This is a genomic window from Gracilibacillus sp. D59 (genome assembly GCF_052246695.1).
Taxonomy (GTDB): Bacteria; Bacillota; Bacilli; order Bacillales; family Amphibacillaceae; genus Gracilibacillus.
The window spans coordinates 16,204-33,205 of sequence record NZ_JBQQCK010000018.1 but is presented as its reverse complement, the minus strand read 5'-3'; the positions used below and the strand labels follow the sequence as shown (position 1 = coordinate 33,205).

General features: G+C 37.3%; 15 protein-coding genes. All 15 read right to left on the bottom strand.

The genetic code is table 11. The features are described 5' to 3' along the window. Window positions 1–12 precede the first annotated feature (12 nt). Entirely contained in the window at window positions 13–1,350 is a 1,338-nt protein-coding gene (locus ACTWP4_RS21195) for an NfeD family protein (protein ID WP_443130777.1), read from the bottom strand. 465 nt (window positions 1,351–1,815) lie between these two features. Continuing rightward, entirely contained in the window at window positions 1,816–2,262 is a 447-nt protein-coding gene (locus ACTWP4_RS21190; RefSeq protein WP_443130776.1) for a GatB/YqeY domain-containing protein, read from the bottom strand. 18 nt (window positions 2,263–2,280) lie between these two features. Continuing rightward, window positions 2,281–2,457 (bottom strand): 30S ribosomal protein S21, encoded by a 177-nt coding sequence (rpsU, locus tag ACTWP4_RS21185; RefSeq protein WP_018931586.1) that lies wholly within the window; start codon window positions 2,455–2,457, stop codon window positions 2,281–2,283. Window positions 2,458–2,794: 337 nt separating this feature from the next. Then, window positions 2,795–4,132: a tRNA (N(6)-L-threonylcarbamoyladenosine(37)-C(2))-methylthiotransferase MtaB gene (mtaB, locus tag ACTWP4_RS21180; RefSeq protein ID WP_443130775.1), complete on the bottom strand. Its 1,338-nt coding sequence runs from the start codon at window positions 4,130–4,132 to the stop codon at window positions 2,795–2,797. Window positions 4,133–4,136: 4 nt separating this feature from the next. Further along, window positions 4,137–4,889 (bottom strand): 16S rRNA (uracil(1498)-N(3))-methyltransferase, encoded by a 753-nt coding sequence (locus tag ACTWP4_RS21175; RefSeq protein WP_443130774.1) that lies wholly within the window; start codon window positions 4,887–4,889, stop codon window positions 4,137–4,139. Window positions 4,890–4,893: 4 nt separating this feature from the next. Continuing rightward, the gene (prmA, locus tag ACTWP4_RS21170) at window positions 4,894–5,844 is read right to left on the bottom strand and encodes a 50S ribosomal protein L11 methyltransferase (protein WP_443130773.1); all 951 of its coding nucleotides are present in this window, start codon (window positions 5,842–5,844) and stop codon (window positions 4,894–4,896) included. A gap of 44 nt (window positions 5,845–5,888) precedes the next feature. Further along, window positions 5,889–7,013, bottom strand: coding sequence for a molecular chaperone DnaJ (dnaJ, locus tag ACTWP4_RS21165; protein WP_443130772.1), 1,125 nt, complete (start codon window positions 7,011–7,013; stop codon window positions 5,889–5,891). 230 nt (window positions 7,014–7,243) lie between these two features. After that, a complete protein-coding gene (gene dnaK, locus ACTWP4_RS21160; RefSeq protein WP_443130771.1) occupies window positions 7,244–9,079 on the bottom strand; it encodes a molecular chaperone DnaK in 1,836 nt (611 codons plus the stop codon). A gap of 29 nt (window positions 9,080–9,108) precedes the next feature. Then, a complete protein-coding gene (gene grpE / locus ACTWP4_RS21155) occupies window positions 9,109–9,678 on the bottom strand; it encodes a nucleotide exchange factor GrpE (protein ID WP_443130770.1) in 570 nt (189 codons plus the stop codon). Window positions 9,679–9,791: 113 nt separating this feature from the next. Next, entirely contained in the window at window positions 9,792–10,814 is a 1,023-nt protein-coding gene (gene hrcA, locus ACTWP4_RS21150) for a heat-inducible transcriptional repressor HrcA (protein ID WP_443130769.1), read from the bottom strand. 154 nt (window positions 10,815–10,968) lie between these two features. Continuing rightward, entirely contained in the window at window positions 10,969–12,111 is a 1,143-nt protein-coding gene (gene hemW / locus ACTWP4_RS21145; RefSeq protein WP_443130768.1) for a radical SAM family heme chaperone HemW, read from the bottom strand. Between the two features lie 158 nt (window positions 12,112–12,269). Then, window positions 12,270–14,090 (bottom strand): translation elongation factor 4, encoded by a 1,821-nt coding sequence (gene lepA, locus ACTWP4_RS21140; protein WP_443130767.1) that lies wholly within the window; start codon window positions 14,088–14,090, stop codon window positions 12,270–12,272. 115 nt (window positions 14,091–14,205) lie between these two features. Next, a complete protein-coding gene (locus ACTWP4_RS21135) occupies window positions 14,206–14,523 on the bottom strand; it encodes a hypothetical protein (protein ID WP_443130766.1) in 318 nt (105 codons plus the stop codon). A gap of 1 nt (window position 14,524) precedes the next feature. Beyond that, window positions 14,525–15,712 carry a stage II sporulation protein P gene (gene spoIIP, locus ACTWP4_RS21130; RefSeq protein ID WP_443130765.1) on the bottom strand — a complete coding sequence of 396 codons (1,188 nt, stop codon included), beginning with the start codon at window positions 15,710–15,712 and terminating at the stop codon, window positions 14,525–14,527. Window positions 15,713–15,788: 76 nt separating this feature from the next. After that, window positions 15,789–16,880 (bottom strand): GPR endopeptidase, encoded by a 1,092-nt coding sequence (gene gpr / locus ACTWP4_RS21125; protein WP_443130764.1) that lies wholly within the window; start codon window positions 16,878–16,880, stop codon window positions 15,789–15,791. Window positions 16,881–17,002 lie beyond the last annotated feature (122 nt).

The window sequence follows — 17,002 nt, the reverse complement described above, 5'->3', positions numbered from 1 at the left end:
TCCTCCTAAAAATTATTTTATTTCTCTTACTACTATTCGCGAACCCTCGACTTTTATAATTTTAATCGGAGTGTTCACGTTAATAAAAGACCCTTCTGACACCACATCCAGTCTTTCCTCTTCAAACTCTGCAGTTCCTGCAGGTCTTAGTGGTGTAGCAGTAATGCCTTCCTTGCCAATTAAATCTAATCGGTTTACAGTAGAAACGTATCCTTGCTCTGTCGTTGTAGAGTCTTGTAAAATCACATGTCGAAAGACTCCTTTTTCCAATCCAATTGTTTTGAATAAGATAACAGACACAATAATACTTGAAATAAGTGCGATAGCTATACTCATAGCCATATGTCCAGCATTGTTCGTGGACATAAATAACGCCCCAACTATCGCACCTATTCCAATGAAACCAAGAATACCACCAGGTGCAAATATCTCAATAATAATTAAAACAATACCTATTATCAGTAGTACTATAGCTTCATACCCGGCTAATCCGGCTACGATATGACCATAAAAATATAATATTAATGAAGCTAATCCAATTGACCCAGGAATGCCAAAACCAGGAGAATATAGTTCCACTATTAAACCGACACTTGCTAACGATAATAATATCGGTACTACCACCGGATTAGTTAAAAATCGCGCTATTTTCTCTGCTGCAGTAGGTTCGTTTTCTATAATTTCTGCCTCAGATAACGACAATTCGTTTAAAAGCTCTGTCCGATGACTTACGATCCCTCGAGCATACTCAACTTCTACTGCATAATTAGCATCTAAAGTGAGATACTCTCCCTCAGGTGCTCCATAATCAGGCAAATCAAGTGCGGCATTAGCCATTGCTTCAGCATATAACGGATCTCTTCCCTTAGAGCTGGCTGCTCCTCTCATACTTGCAACCCAGGCTGATTGTGCTTTTTTATCTGCCGCTGTACCATCGGAATTTATGACACCGCTTGCTCCCATGCTAGTTTGCGGCTTCATATAAATATTATCGGTATTTAATGCAATATAAGACCCTGCTGATAGTGCTTTGACTGTAATAAAAGAAGTCGTTTCGATTTTTAGATCCTGTAAAATTTCCCCAATGTTTTGAGCAGCATCTACACGTCCTCCTGGGGTATTAATTTCGAAAATAATGTGATCTGCATTAGCTTCTGTTGCCTCGGTAGTAGTCCTTCTAATAAAAGCTTCTAAACCTCGCTCAACTTCATTTTCTATTGGTATAACGTAAACAAGTTTACCTTTTCCATTCTCTTCAGCAAGAACTTGTGTTTGAAAACCAGTGGTGAAAGAAAAAACTGCTGCAATGACCGAAATCCAGAGCAACAACAAAGTTACGTGTTTTCTCAAAACCCGACCTCCCTTCACTAGTAATTTTACATATTAAATTCATACGTTTATTATGTATAAAAAGTTTCATTTATGAACTAAAATCTTTGTCAACGCATACAGTTTATCATACTTATATCCGAAAGAAAAAACATTCATCATTCAATATTTAACTATAAGACCGTCAATTATTGGTGATTTCGAACTCTATTTTAGCATAACAAACTGCTCGATAGTTGTACTAACCATTGTTCAATAGTCTGATTATCACCATGTTGTAATTAGCAAAGCTTACCGTTACTTTTTCATTATGGTCAAGTTTGCCCAATGGTTTTCCACAACTTCATGCATCAATTCTCTTTGTTAAAGTGAAAGCAAATAGGTCCTTTGCATAGTAAGATACTGAAGATTATTAAATGTTAAAAAGGCCCTTGGCTTATTCGATAAGCCAAGGGCCTTATTGATGAATGAACTCATTATGTTCGTTTATGATAAATTCTTTTGAACCAATTGATTCACTCGTGAGCCTTCTGCTTTACCCTTTACTTTAGGCATAAGCGCACTCATTACTTTTCCCATATCTTTTTTGGATTGAGCTTGAACTTCTTCGATCGTCTGTACAACTACTTCTTCCAACTCTTCATCAGACAGTTGTTCAGGCATATAAGCTTGTATTATTTTGATTTCATCTTCTAACTTGCTTACAAGATCTTCGCGTTCAGCTTCTTTAAATTCGTGGAGGGAATCTTTTCTTTGCTTTAGCTCTCTAGCTAAAACGGTTAATTCTTCTTCTTCAGATAATGCATCTTTCTGTAATTTAATGGCTTCATTTTGCATCGATGCTTTGACCATTCGAATTACACCTAATTTTACCTTATCTTTGTCCTTCATCGCCTGTTTCATATCCTGGTTCAAAAGTTCAACGATTGCCATTATTTTATTACACCCTCTTTAAAATTTACGCTTTCTAGCTGCCTCCGATTTTTTCTTACGGCGAACACTAGGTTTTTCATAAAATTCACGCTTACGATATTCAGATAATGTACCAGATTTTGATACACTACGTTTAAAGCGACGAAGAGCATCTTCAAGTGACTCGTTTTTACGAACGCGAGTTGTGTTAGACATGCTAATTTCCCTCCCTCCGAAGCATACAACAAAATTAATCCAACATATGTATACATACATATGTCTCTTTGCAATTATAATATACCAATTAATATAGGTCAACCGTTTTAAATAGAAAAACTAGATAAAGTAAGACTTCCATCAGTATGTATTCTAATGCCCGCTAGTCCCAGCGATTAGCCCCTCACTTAGTTTATTTGAACCCTAAAGTGGGGTCTTACGGACGATTAGCACCATGATAAAGATTCCATCGCTTCTAATTAGTTAAAAGTAACATCGTAGAAATGGTTATTTCAATCAGAAAAACCATAACAGAATACCTGCTATGGTTTACATTTTAAACAGATAACGCGGCGTCATCCATTACTCGGACAAATTGCCCTTCATTATATGGATAACCTGATTTTGTTATTTTTACACGAACGATCTCACCAATCATATCTTTTGTTCCTTCAAATTTTACTTTCAAGTAGTTATCGGAATAACCTACTAGCATATTTGGTTGGTCAGCATCAAATGTTTCTTCTGGAATAACCTCAACAACCTCATTTTCATAAGCTTTCGCATAGGCCAATGCCTGTTCGTTAGATTGGTCAATTAATGCTTGTACACGACGATTCTTGATTTCATCGTCTACTTGATTATCCATCCGTGCAGCTGGCGTACCAGTTCTTCTTGAAAAAGGAAAAACATGCAATTCAGAATAGCCAATTTCTTTAACAAAATCCATTGTTTCCTGGAACTCTTCTTCTGTTTCACCAGGGAAACCGACAATTACATCAGATGTTATTGCTAAATGTGGTAAAGCTTTTTGAATTTTAGCTACACGTTTTTTATAGAAGTCTGTGGTATATTTCCTCCGCATTCTTTCTAATACAGTATCTGAACCAGATTGTAACGGAATATGCAGATGTGGAACTACTTTTTCGGAAGCATCCAACACTTCGATCACTTCATCCGTAATCTGACTCGCTTCAATCGATGAAATACGGATACGTTTTAATCCATCTACTTTAGATTCAAGATCGCGTAATAGTTGTGCAAAGTTATAATCTTTCATGTCTTCCCCATATCCAGCAGTATGAATACCAGTTAACACTATTTCTTTATAACCAGCTTCCACTAGTTGGTAGGCTTGCTTCAATACATTCTCTGGTTCTCTAGAGCGAAGTAATCCACGTGACCATGGAATAATACAGAATGTACAGAAGTTATTACAACCTTCTTGAATTTTTAACGATGCACGTGTGCGATCTGAGAATTGTGGTACATCCATCTCTTCAAAGACACGATTTTTCATAATATTAGATACACCATTGATCGGTTGACGATGTTCTTGATGTTCTTCAATGTATTGAATCATCTTCCCACGATCTTGTGTACCTACAACAATATCAACACCTGGTATCTCCATAATCTCACCAGGAGATGTTTGAGCATAGCAACCTGTGACACAAACTACTGCTTCAGGATTGCTACGAATCGCTCGACGAATTACTTGTCGGCTTTTTTTATCACCTGTATTGGTTACAGTACAAGTATTTATAACATAAACGTCAGCATGATGATCGAAATCCACTCGCTCATAACCTTCATTTTTGAATTTCTGCCATATGCCTTCTGTTTCATAATGGTTTACTTTACAGCCTAATGTATGAAAAGCCACGGTAGGCATTTCATCACCTCATTTCTTCAAAGTAGTAAGATAAGTTAGCAAGCACGTATAAGGAAGCTGTTTCCGTTCGCAAAATTCTTGGTCCGAGACGAATCGCTTGAAAGCCTGCATTTTTTAAATCGGTTGCTTCTTTCTCACTAAAACCACCTTCTGGACCAATACAAACCATTACCGATTGAGCTACTTTTATTTGTGAAAAATAATTATGTAATTTTAATGATTGGTGTTCACGTGTGGCTTCTTCGTAGGCAAAGAATTTCCAATTATATGTCGCACTATTGTTGATTAATTCATCCGTTGTTAAAACGGAGTCAACTGTAGGGATTTTCGTGCGATGTGACTGCTCACTTGCTTCTTTAACGATCTTTTGCCATCTGGGTAGTTTCTTCTTTAATTTTTTATGATCCCATTTTACGACAGAACGATCAGCTTGAAAAGGGATAAAATGAGATGCCCCAAGTTCTGTCCCTTTTTGCAAGATTAACTCCCATTTATCCCCCTTTGGCAAGCCTTGCACAATCGTAATGTCAATCGGCGATTCCACTTTTTCTTGAAGCCACTCCTCAACCACAGCTTCCACAACTGTATCTTGAATTATATTGACACGACATATTGCTGATTGTCCATCATGACGATTAGCAATAAATGTATCTCCTACTTCCATACGCATTACATGAACAATATGGTGGTAATCATCAGCTACAATTTTTATTTTATCATCATGCCAATTATCTTGTTCTATAAAATAACGTTGCATCCCATTACCTACTTTCTTCAGGCTTTTGGGCAATGATTGAAATCCAATCTTCCATCTGATTGATTTCTAAAATGTCAAATCCCGCTTTTTCTAATCCTTCTTTTACATCCATTTTTTTCTTTTGAATGATGCCAGAGGTAATAAATACTCCACCTGGCTTTAATCGTTCAAAAGCGTCTCTCTCAAAACGTAAAATGATCTCAGCTAAGATATTCGCTACTATGATATCAGCTTCTTCATTTATATTCTCTAGTAAATTATTTTGCTTTACTTTGACTTTGTTATCCACTTTATTTACTTTGACGTTTAACTTAGTGCTTTGAACGGCTACTTCATCTAAGTCGTAGGCATAAACATTCTCTGCGCCTAATAATACGGAAGCAACACTTAAAACACCGGAACCACATCCAACATCTAGTACAGTGTCACTTTTTTTAACGAACCTCTCAAGTGCCTGAATGCTTAATACAGTAGTTGGATGCGTACCTGTACCAAACGCCATACCTGGGTCTAATTCTATGATGAGTTCATCTGTGGAGACAGGCTGATAATCTTCCCATGTTGGTGTTATGGTTACACGCTCTGAGATTTTCGCAGGTTTATAGTACTTTTTCCATGCTGTTGCCCATTCCTCTTCATTAACTTCGCTTAGTGTTATCTTATTTAAACCAATATCAATATCATATAAGAGCAAGTTATTAATCGCTTGTTTAATCTCAGATACCGTTTCACCTAAGAAACTATTAACAGGAAGATATGCTTTCAAACGTACTCCCTCTTCTGGATAATCTTCAGGATTCAAGTCATAGATTTCTCCATAAATACTTTCACGTTCTTTTTCTAAATCCTGGCGATCTTCAATTACGACACCGCTGGCACCTGCTTCATGGATAATGTTCGAAATAGGCTCAATCGCTTCATTTGTCGTATATATACACAGCTCTGTCCACTTCACGCAGATCAACTCACTTTATTAAATATTTTAAAAACAATGATTATTTATTCTCCTTTAAACGCACGCTTTACTCTTTGAAAGAAAGAATTCTCATGCTCGTCAGTCGGTTGGTTACCACTAATTTCATTAAATTCTCTTAACAACTCTTTCTGACGTTCACTCAAGTTAGTCGGTGTAATGACACGGATTTTGATATGTTGATCCCCTTGACCATATCCTCTGACATTTGGTGCACCTTTCCCTTTTAACCGGAATGTTTTGCCTGTTTGCGTACCAGCTGGAACTTTAAGTTTTACTTTTCCATGTAGAGTTGGTACCTCAATTTCGTCTCCAAGAGCTGCTTGAGCAAATGTAACAGGCATTTCACAGAATATATGATCGCCTTCACGTTCATAGAATTCATGTTCTTTTACCTGAATAATAACATATAAATCTCCGGCTGGACCACCGTTCACACCAGGTTCACCTTGACCTGCAACACGAATTTGCTGACCATCATCAATACCCGCTGGAATGCTGATATGAATTGTCTTACGAGTTTTAACCTTACCTTGACCACCACAAGTAGTACATTTATCTTTAATCATTTTACCGCTACCTTGACAATGGTGACACACACGTCTATTGACTACTCTGCCAAAAGGTGTATTCTGTTCTACATTTAACTGACCGCTACCATTACAATGAGTACATGTTTCCGGAGTAGTACCTGGTTTTGCACCTGATCCGTTACATGTTTCACAGTCTTCCTCTTTCGGAATATGGATATCTGTTTCTTTTCCAAAAATCGCATCTTCAAAATCTAATGTCATCGAATATTGAAGGTCATTTCCTTGACGTGGGGCATTAGGGTCTCGTCTTCTGCCACCACCAAAGAACATATCAAAGATATCTCCGAATCCACCAAAGTCTTCTGCACCACCGAATCCGCCAAATCCACCTTGACTTTGTGGGCCGGCATGACCAAATTGGTCGTATTGTGCTCTCTTTTGTTCGTTCCCTAATACTTCGTAAGCTTCTTTTACTTCTTTAAATTTTTGGTCCGTTCCTTCCTCTTGGTTAACGTCTGGGTGATATTTTCTTGCAAGTTTACGGTATGCTTTTTTTATCTCTTCTTTTGAAGCATCTTTGGATAAACCAAGTACTTCATAATAATCTCTTTTACTCACTGACTGATCACGCTCCCGCTCGTTTATTGCATAAACATTATCATAACATTGATTGATAAAGATAAGCAAACATTAATATGTGTAGTGCTCACCTGACGCCAAAGCAGTTTGGAGCAGCGTCAGTAATGCACACAATTGCATAAATTAATAATGTTGACTATTTCATGGAAAAAGTCAAAGCCATGTATTACTGACTTTGACTTTCCAAACATAGATTTAAAATCTATTTCTTATTTTTTATCTTCGTCATCCATTTCTTCGTAGTCTGCATCTACTACATCGTCTGCTTGCTGTTCTTCTGCTCCTGCTGCATCACCGTTAGCCTGTGCTTGTTGCTGTGCTTGCTCATAAAGCTTCATGGAAAGAGCTTGAACCTCTTGTTCTAGAGCTTCTTTTTTCGCTTTAATTTGTTCCTGATCATTGTCCTCTAATGCCTTTTTCAACTCGTCTTTTGCCGCTTCTGCTTTTTGTTTTTCTTCGTCAGAAACATTGTCGCCAAGATCTTTTAACGTTTTATCCGTTTGGAAAACCAATTGATCTGCTTCATTACGCAATTCTATTTCTTCACGACGTTTTTTATCTTCTTCGGCATTTTCTTCTGCTTCCTGTACCATTTTTTCAACCTCTTCATCAGAAAGACCGGAAGAAGATTTAATCGTAATAGACTGTTCTTTATTTGTACCTAAATCTTTCGCTCGAACATTAACAATACCATTAGCGTCGATATCGAATGATACTTCGATTTGTGGTACTCCACGTGGTGCTGGTGGAATATCAGTTAATTGGAAACGACCAAGTGTTTTGTTATCTTGTGCCATTTCACGTTCACCCTGCAGTACGTGAATATCCACTGCTGTTTGATTATCCGCTGCAGTTGAGAATACTTGTTGTGCACTTGTTGGGATCGTTGTATTACGTTCAATAAGTTTTGTTGTTACACCACCCATTGTTTCGATACCTAGTGATAATGGAGTAACGTCTAGTAATACTACGTCTTTTACGTCGCCTTGTAATACCCCACCTTGGATAGCCGCTCCAAGTGCTACAACTTCATCAGGATTTACACCTTTAGACGGGTCTTTACCAATTTCTTTTTTAATTGCTTCTTGTACTGCTGGAATACGTGTTGAACCACCAACAAGCAATACTTTATCAATTTCACTTGCAGTAAGATCAGCATCTTTTAATGCTTGACGAGTTGGCCCCATTGTTTTTTCCACAAGTCCTGCAGACAGCTCATCAAACTTCGCGCGAGTAACGTTCATTTCTAAGTGTAACGGACCAGCATCTCCAGCTGTAATAAATGGAAGAGATACTTGTGTTTGAGCAACACCAGAAAGATCTTTTTTCGCTTTTTCTGCAGCATCTTTCAAACGCTGAAGTGCCATTTTATCTTGAGCAAGATCGATACCATTTTCTTTCTTGAATTCTTCAACCATATGGTCGATTAATACTTGGTCAAAGTCATCCCCACCAAGTCGATTGTCACCTGCAGTGGAAACTACTTCAAACGTACCTTCACCGATATCTAGGATAGATACGTCAAATGTACCACCACCAAGGTCATATACAAGAACAGTCTGATCTTGTTCTGCTTTATCGATACCATATGCTAATGCTGCAGCAGTAGGCTCGTTAATGATACGTTCAACTTCAAGGCCAGCAATTTTCCCAGCATCTTTTGTCGCTTGACGCTCTGCATCGTTAAAATAAGCAGGTACAGTGATAACTGCTTTATCAACTGTATCTCCTAAGTAATCTTCTGCATAAGATTTTAAATGTTGCAAAATAATCGCAGAAATTTCTTGTGGAGTATACTCTTTTCCTTCGATTTCCACTTTATAATCTGTACCCATATGACGTTTGATAGATTGAATCGTATTTGGGTTAGTAATAGCTTGACGCTTTGCTACTTCCCCAATTTGACGCTCACCATTTTTAAAGGATACAACAGAAGGGGTAGTACGGTTTCCTTCCGGATTTGGAATTACCTTTGATTCGCCACCTTCCATTACTGCTACACATGAGTTAGTTGTACCTAAATCAATACCAATAATTTTTCCCATTTTCAACATCCTCCTTACAACTTATGTAATTACTGATTTACTTTTACCATTGCTGGTCTGATTACACGATCTTTTAATTGGTATCCTTTTTGCATCGTCTCAACAATTTGGTTTGATTCATAACCTTCTTCTTCTACTTGCATAATTGCTTGGTGTAAGTTTGGATCAAATGTTTGACCATCTGTTTCAATCTCCACTACACCTTCGTTTTCCAATACTGTCTTCAGTTGTCGATAGACCATTTCCAGACCTTCGACAACACCTTGTGCGGCTTTATCTTCAATTTCTACTTGAAGTGCACGCTCAAAATTATCTAAAACCGGTAATAGTTCTGTTACTACCGATTGTGATTTGTATTTTAGGTCTGCTTCTTTTTCTTTCTTCGTACGTTTTCTAAAGTTATCGTACTCTGCTTGCACACGAAGAAGTTTGTCTTGCAAATCATTTTTTTCTTGTTGTAATTTTTCATACTCTTCTTTTGTTACAACTTCTTCCTCTTCCTTAGTGGATCCTTCAGAGACCAGCTCTTGTTCAGCATCTTCTACTACTTCTTCTTTCACATCTTCTTGTTCTTGCTGTTGTACGTCTTTATCTTCCATTCCTGTCACCTCCTAAATAAAACCATTGTATAGCTAAACACATTTTTGCTAAACAATCAAATATTATACACACACGAGAAAAGAGTACGGGATTGCACCATACCCTTCTCGTCTTAGTACCATGAATTAAATTTATTAGTTAACCTGTTTGACAACACATTCAATATCGACACAACTCTTGAATATTCCATTCTTGTTGGTCCAAGTAATGCAATGGTTCCTAGCTGTTCGTCGCCTAAAGAGTAAGTTGCAGTAATTAGGGTACAATCCTGCATCGCATCCAACTCATTTTCCTGCCCTATCGACACTTTTATACCTTTACCAGATGTCCTGAGCAATTTCGCAATCTCATCTTCTTTTTCCATTACGGAATAAAGAGATTGAATCTTGTGTATGTCATGAAACTCTGGTTGTAACATGATATTTGTTTTTCCATCCATATAGAGCTTTACAGGTTGTTTCTCTAATAAAGCTTCTTTTAAGTACGCATAAGTTGTTTCAAAATCTGAACTATAGCGTTGCAGCATTTGTGCAACTTCGCCATACAGTTTCTGCTGCAAGTGGACGATTGGTACACCAACCAAGCGATCATTTAAAATGTTTACCAATTTTTCTAAATCAGATGTATGCAATGTCGTTGGTACATTGAAATAGCGGTGTTCTACATGTCCTGTACTGGTTACTAGTATCGCAACTGCAGCATGTTCAGATAAACTGATAATTTGAATTTGTTTTAATGTAGTTTCAAATACTTCTGGTCCCAAGATAATGGATGTATAGTTCGTCAAATCGGATAAAACACGTGCAGATTTTTGAACTACTTTTTCAAATTCGATCATTTCACGCTCAAATGTCTTTTGAATAATGCTCATATCTTGATTTGATAAACGAAATGGTGACATTAAGTTATCGACATAAAAACGATATCCTTTTTCTGAAGGTACACGTCCTGAGGAAGTATGAGTTTTTTCAATAAAACCGGACTCCTCTAAGTCGGCCATTTCATTGCGAATTGTAGCAGGACTAAATGAAACCTCTTCTTTTTTAGCGATAGCCCTAGATCCAATCGGTTGTGCCGTCTGGATGAACTCATCAATAATAACCTGTAAAACTTGTACCTGTCTCTCTGTAAGCATCGATGATCACCTCTGTTAGCACTCTAAAACCTTGAGTGCTAAATCTAATAATAAATTATCAAATCCAACACAAAATGTCAATCAAGAAACACATATTAATTTAAGGGTCGGGGATCGTTACCAGTATTACCATGTTAATTGTTTAGTTCATATATTATAGTTCCTTGTCCAATAAGAAGGATTGAAAAACTTCATTCCCAAACGGCTTTCCTGCTTCCGTCAATTTAATAAATCGAGGATCACGATCAATCCACCCTCTTTTTTCTAGCTGCATTAATTCCTCCCCGTACAATGCCTCTAGGTTCACTTGATATTTTTCCTCAAACCGAGGAATCGATATGCCTTCGCTTTTTCTTAATCCTAGAAACATTTCTTCTTCGATTTGTTCCTTTCTGCCGATTTTTTCAACATGAAGGACAGGCTTTCCTGTGTCATTCGCTGCTTCAACATAAGTCGGGAATGGACGAATATTTATGATCCGTTCTCCAGGTAAATACCCGTGTGAACCGGCGCCAAAACCATAATAATAATCATTGTTCCAGTAGGTTAAGTTATGCTTACTTTCAAATCCAGGTTTGGCAAAATTACTAATTTCATACTGCTGAATGCCTTTGTTTTTCATTTCCCTTCGAAGTAATTCATACATATCCGCCTCTATTTCTTCCGGCGGCTTGCTTAATGTCCCTTTCTTATAGCGTTGATAAAAGATGGTTTTCGGTTCAATTTGTAATGAATAAGCAGAATAATGAGGTAAATCAAACTGTAATGCCTCATCCAATGTTTTCTCAAAATGCTCAATTGTCTGATTTGGCAAGCTGTACATTAAATCGATACTAATATTGTCGATTCCAATCTTCACTAAATCATTGACATTCTGATATACATCGTTTACACGGTGCAGTCTGCCCAATTGTTCTAACATCTTATCATCAAACACTTGGACCCCCATCGAAATCCTGTTTACGCCATGCTCTTTTAAAATGCGTATTTTGTCTTCTGTTAAATCACCGGGATTTGCTTCAAATGTATATTCTTCTACACTATTCACATCAAAAAAATGATCAATCATTTTCACCAATTTCGTCAGTTGGCGGTTATTCAGTGCGGTTGGCGTCCCGCCGCCCACAAATATAGTTTTCATTTTCTTTTTCGGTTCTTGTAAATTAGTTTTCATCTCATTCTCTAATGCAACTAAATAATCATCTGCCATTTTCTCTTCATAAAAGAATTTAGTGAAATCACAATAATGGCAAATCTTTTCACAAAAAGGAATGTGAATATAGACAGACGATACCATTCCTTCTCCTCCTTCCACATCGATAAAAACCCCTGCCGTCTGACAAGGGTTTTATCACAGTTCTTTAAGAAAGTATATCCAACATTGTCTAACTCCAGCGCCGCAACAACCATCCACCTGTGTTGGCATGGGCGCAGTCCATACATATAGCCCCTATTCTAGTCATCATCCATTTTAAGGACTGCCATAAAGGCTTCCTGTGGAACTTCGACTGAACCGACCATTTTCATACGTTTTTTACCTTCTTTTTGTTTCTCTAATAGCTTACGTTTACGTGAGATGTCCCCACCATAACATTTACTTAATACGTTTTTGCGCATTGCTTTAATATTCGTTCTAGCAACAATCTTGTTACCAATTGCCGCCTGAATTGGCACCTCGAACTGCTGTCTAGGTATCAACGTCTTTAATTTGTCTGCAATTTGCTTTCCTCGTTCGAAAGCAAAATCACGGTGAACAATAAAGGATAATGCATCAATTGTATCACCATTTAATAAAATATCCATTTTAACAAGATCTGATGTCTTATAACCAATCATTTCATAATCAAACGATGCATAGCCTTTCGTCTGGGACTTTAATTGATCAAAAAAGTCATAGACAATCTCGGATAACGGAATTTCATAGACAACATTCACACGATTATCATCCAAATATTGCATATCTAGAAAATCTCCACGTTTTTTCTGACAGATTTCCATTACTGGTCCAACAAAGTCATTAGGTACCATTATTGTTGCCCTTACGTAAGGCTCTTGAACTTCTTGGATTGATTGATTGTCCGGCATAAATGACGGGTTATCGATATCGACCCTTTCTCCATCTGTCTTTACTACATTATAAATAACACTTGGCGCTGTTGTGATTAAGTCAATACCAAACTCACGTTCAATTCGCTCTTGGATAATTTCCATGTGCAACAATCCAAGGAATCCACAGCGAAAACCAAATCCTAATGCTTGAGAGGTTTCCGCTTCATATTGTAAAGAGGAGTCATTTAACTCCAGACGTTCAAGTGCTTCACGCAAATCATTATACTTATCTGCATCAACGGGGTAAAGTCCACAGAACACCATCGGATTTAATCTACGATACCCTGGTAAAGGCTCTAGTGCCGGATTATTTGCTAATGTAATAGTATCCCCAACACGACTATCCCCTACATTTTTAATCGATGCAGTCATGTATCCTACATCACCAACTGTTAATTCTTCTTGTGCGACTGGCTTCGGATTAAAAACTCCGACTTCATTAACTTCAAATTCTTTTCCTGTAGCCATCATTTTAATTTTGTCGCCGACTTTGACCGAACCCTCTTTAACACAAACATATGCGATGACACCACGATATGGGTCATACAGTGAATCAAAAATAAGTGCTTTTAGAGGTTCATTAGGGTCACCTTCAGGCGCCGGGATTCTCTCGACGATCTGATCTAAAATCTCATCAATACCGATACCGGACTTCGCACTTGCTAAAATCGCTTCTTCTCCATCAATACCGATTACATCCGTTATTTCTTGTTTGACTCGTTCCGGATCTGCACTCGGTAAGTCAATTTTATTAATAACCGGAATAATTTCAAGATCATTATCCAGAGCGAGATAAACATTTGCAAGTGTTTGTGCTTCAATACCTTGTGCCGCATCCACCACTAAAATTGCACCCTCACACGCTGCAAGACTTCGTGAAACTTCGTATGTAAAATCGACGTGTCCAGGTGTATCAATTAAGTGAAAAAGATATTCATCTCCCTCACCTCGATCATATTTTAATTGAACAGCATTTAATTTAATCGTAATACCACGTTCACGCTCTAAGTCCATTGCATCTAGAAATTGCTCTTTCATCTCACGGGACGTCAGCGCTTTTGTTTTTTCTAATATACGGTCAGCGAGCGTTGATTTCCCGTGATCAATATGTGCAATTATTGAAAAATTACGTACTTTGCTTTGATTTCTAATGTTCGTCAATGTCATTCAACTCCTAAATTCGACCACAATACTAGCATTGATTATAGCAGTGAAAACGTGGATGTTCAACAGAAATATGCGTCAGGTATTTCTCCAATCAACTGTTTGACCTCCTCTGTATTTAAAAAATACCATCCACTACTGAATACGTAACATCCACAATCTGATCGAAAATAACTTTGACGACTTTTTCGCCCTCACCTGCAATTGAATGTAAAAAAGTAGGTTTGATCTCCTCGTTCACCTTTACTTCTCTTTCTATTTCCTCTATGATTTTATCTCGGTTCACTACCTCAACATCATCCAATTGCTCTGATTCACTAACCACTTCTTCTTGAGCCTGACCGACTGCTACACGCCCTTCAGATCGATCTATTCCGATATACATTCCTAGCGAAAAAACCAACGTTAACAACAATAGATAAAAGAAGTACTTCACCTTATTTATCCTCCTTATTAGATCCTGAGACTCTTTCTGCATTCCAGTAATATTCACTGAATACCTCTGCAAAAGCTTCTGTGGTGTTATACAACTCTTCCATTGTGTTATCAACCCCACCAATTTCAATAGTTAAGGCATTTTCTGAGATATCTTGATTGTAGACACCGTTTCTTCCTGCACCGCCATACATTTCTACTCCACGACTTAACCCTAAATATTTTTCATCAAATAAAGCATGTAATTTCTCTGCTAACGCGTAATTTTTTTCATAATTCGGATTATCTCCGCCAATCACAAACATAATTTTGGCATATGATTTTCCGTCAATATCTATTGTCGTTAAATCTTTACGAATACTGTCACGGTGTAGATCAAACACGAAATTCACATCTTTATTGTTTGTTAATGCTGCTTCAACTACTTCTTTAGAGGCTTTATAAGAATCTGAAGAGTAATCCCAGCCTCTTTTATTTAAAATGGAACCTATATCTGTATTGTCCACTTCCGCACCAATACCATAACGATTTAAATCTTTTGCGAGCTGTTCACTGACATTCGTAATATTCACTTCTGGATGAAAGGCATCATTCGGATCATTTGTTCCAGGTAAATAAGGTAAAAAGGATTCACGATTATGTGTGTTATATATAAATACAACATTCCTGTCACCAGTTGTTTTTTCTTGTTTCTCTACAGACTTTTCCTCATCTTTCTCTTCAGGTGGGGTCGCTTCTCTCTCTTCTAATACGATGTCTAGTGGTGGCGTCGACTCTACAGTTAGATTTGTATAGTCTGTCCCCTCACCTGCAATTAATATCTGACGATCATACATTTCGAATCCTGGAAGTTCTCTTCCTAATAAACTTCTAACATCATGCATTCTGACATTTGTCCCTAATTCAAAGATCACTTTCCACAAATCAATTGGTGGTTGATCTTCCGGAAGTGCTTCTTTAAACATTCTATTTTCCATCATCATCAAAGATAAGAAATGGACTTCAGTTACATTATTTGTCCATTTCTTAACCGTATTAGAGGCAACACGATAATTCGGGTCTATACTCGTTAAAATACCGACTAAAATAAACATCGCAAAAAACGCAGCAACAAACCCTGATATAATCATTAGTAATTTATGTTTCGAAAACAAATAGACACGTTTTTGAAATCGATTAGGACGTCGCATAGTGTGTTCTCCTTTCTATCTCCTCTATCATATCTAGTAGATACTATGATGATTCAATAGAAAGTAGAACCTGTTTTCACCTTGTATATTGTGAAAAGTTATTAATATTGACGTTTTCGTGCATTGCTGCATTCAGGGCTTTAGCCAATAAATCAGCCATATCTTTAATGTATCCATCAATTTCCTTAGGCGTTACCATTAAGTTATGTCCAAGAGGTGTCAGTACTTCTTTCATTAATGCACGTTTCTCTTGATCATTTAAAGAGCCGATCATTCCAAATATTTTCTCTCTTTTTTCAATTGGTGGTAGATCTTCTTCCGATAGAGAATGATCGCCAAAATTTAATCCTGCTGGTGTCAGGGATTTAGATGGTTTATCTTTTTCACGCCATTCTTTACCGATGTGTTTGAACACATAGTCAATCGCATCACTTGTAATCGTAACAGCGTCTACCACCGTAGGCACACCGATAGCGAAAACAGGTACACCTAATGTCTCTTTACTTAATTCTTTTCGTTTGTTACCAACTCCTGAACCAGGGTGAATTCCAGAGTCTGATAATTGTATGGTTGCATTCACTCTTTCAATAGAACGAGAAGCGAGAGCGTCAATAGCAATTACGAAACCTGGTTTATATTTCTCAATGACACCTTTAATAATGTCACTCGTTTCAATACCAGTAACTCCCATTACACCAGGGTTAATCGTTGCTACTTTGCGATAACCTTCCTGTACATACTGAGGTTCGTGAACAAACAAATGATTTGTAACAAGTACTTTATCAATCGCTAGCGGGCCTAAAGCATCGGGTGTTACGTTTCGATTTCCTAAACCGACGATTAACCCTGAAGCATCCTTTGCCACTTGATTTTTATCCATTAATTCAAGTAATTGTTGGGCTATTACTTTTGCTGTTTCTTCCTGGGATTTTGTATCTTGTTTTTTTATTGCATTGGAATAAATCGTATGATAAGAACCAGGACTTTTCCCAATATTTTTTGCACCTTGCTCATCTACTTCGACATTGGTTACTTCTATATTTCCGATTCGCTTTTCATTTATTGTTACACCGGCTATTTGCTGTTCTTTGTTTTCATCTTTTTCGACATACATATCTTTTGCTTCCACTGCTAAATCTGTTCTTACTTCAAATGATTGATCTTTCACAGTATCATCCTCCTCAGACATTTTTTATAGTTTTACCGAGTAGTTCTGAAAAGATACACGGTGAGTTATTTCTGATGAAACAACAATTTTTATTGAAAACTTGCTTAAGCTTTGGTAAAATG

Excerpts from the sequence above, each read along its gene's own strand:
- ACTWP4_RS21190 (WP_443130776.1), bottom strand. The coding sequence starts at position 2,262 with ATGGCAATCGTTGAACTTTTGAACCAGGATATGAAACAGGCGATGAAG.
- rpsU (WP_018931586.1), bottom strand. The coding sequence starts at position 2,457 with ATGTCTAACACAACTCGCGTTCGTAAAAACGAGTCACTTGAAGATGCT.
- mtaB (WP_443130775.1), bottom strand. The coding sequence starts at position 4,132 with ATGCCTACCGTGGCTTTTCATACATTAGGCTGTAAAGTAAACCATTAT.
- ACTWP4_RS21175 (WP_443130774.1), bottom strand. The coding sequence starts at position 4,889 with ATGCAACGTTATTTTATAGAACAAGATAATTGGCATGATGATAAAATA.
- dnaK (WP_443130771.1), bottom strand. The coding sequence starts at position 9,079 with ATGGGAAAAATTATTGGTATTGATTTAGGTACAACTAACTCATGTGTA.
- grpE (WP_443130770.1), bottom strand. The coding sequence starts at position 9,678 with ATGGAAGATAAAGACGTACAACAGCAAGAACAAGAAGATGTGAAAGAA.
- hrcA (WP_443130769.1), bottom strand. The coding sequence starts at position 10,814 with ATGCTTACAGAGAGACAGGTACAAGTTTTACAGGTTATTATTGATGAG.
- hemW (WP_443130768.1), bottom strand. The coding sequence starts at position 12,111 with ATGGTATCGTCTGTCTATATTCACATTCCTTTTTGTGAAAAGATTTGC.
- lepA (WP_443130767.1), bottom strand. The coding sequence starts at position 14,090 with ATGACATTGACGAACATTAGAAATCAAAGCAAAGTACGTAATTTTTCA.
- spoIIP (WP_443130765.1), bottom strand. The coding sequence starts at position 15,712 with ATGCGACGTCCTAATCGATTTCAAAAACGTGTCTATTTGTTTTCGAAA.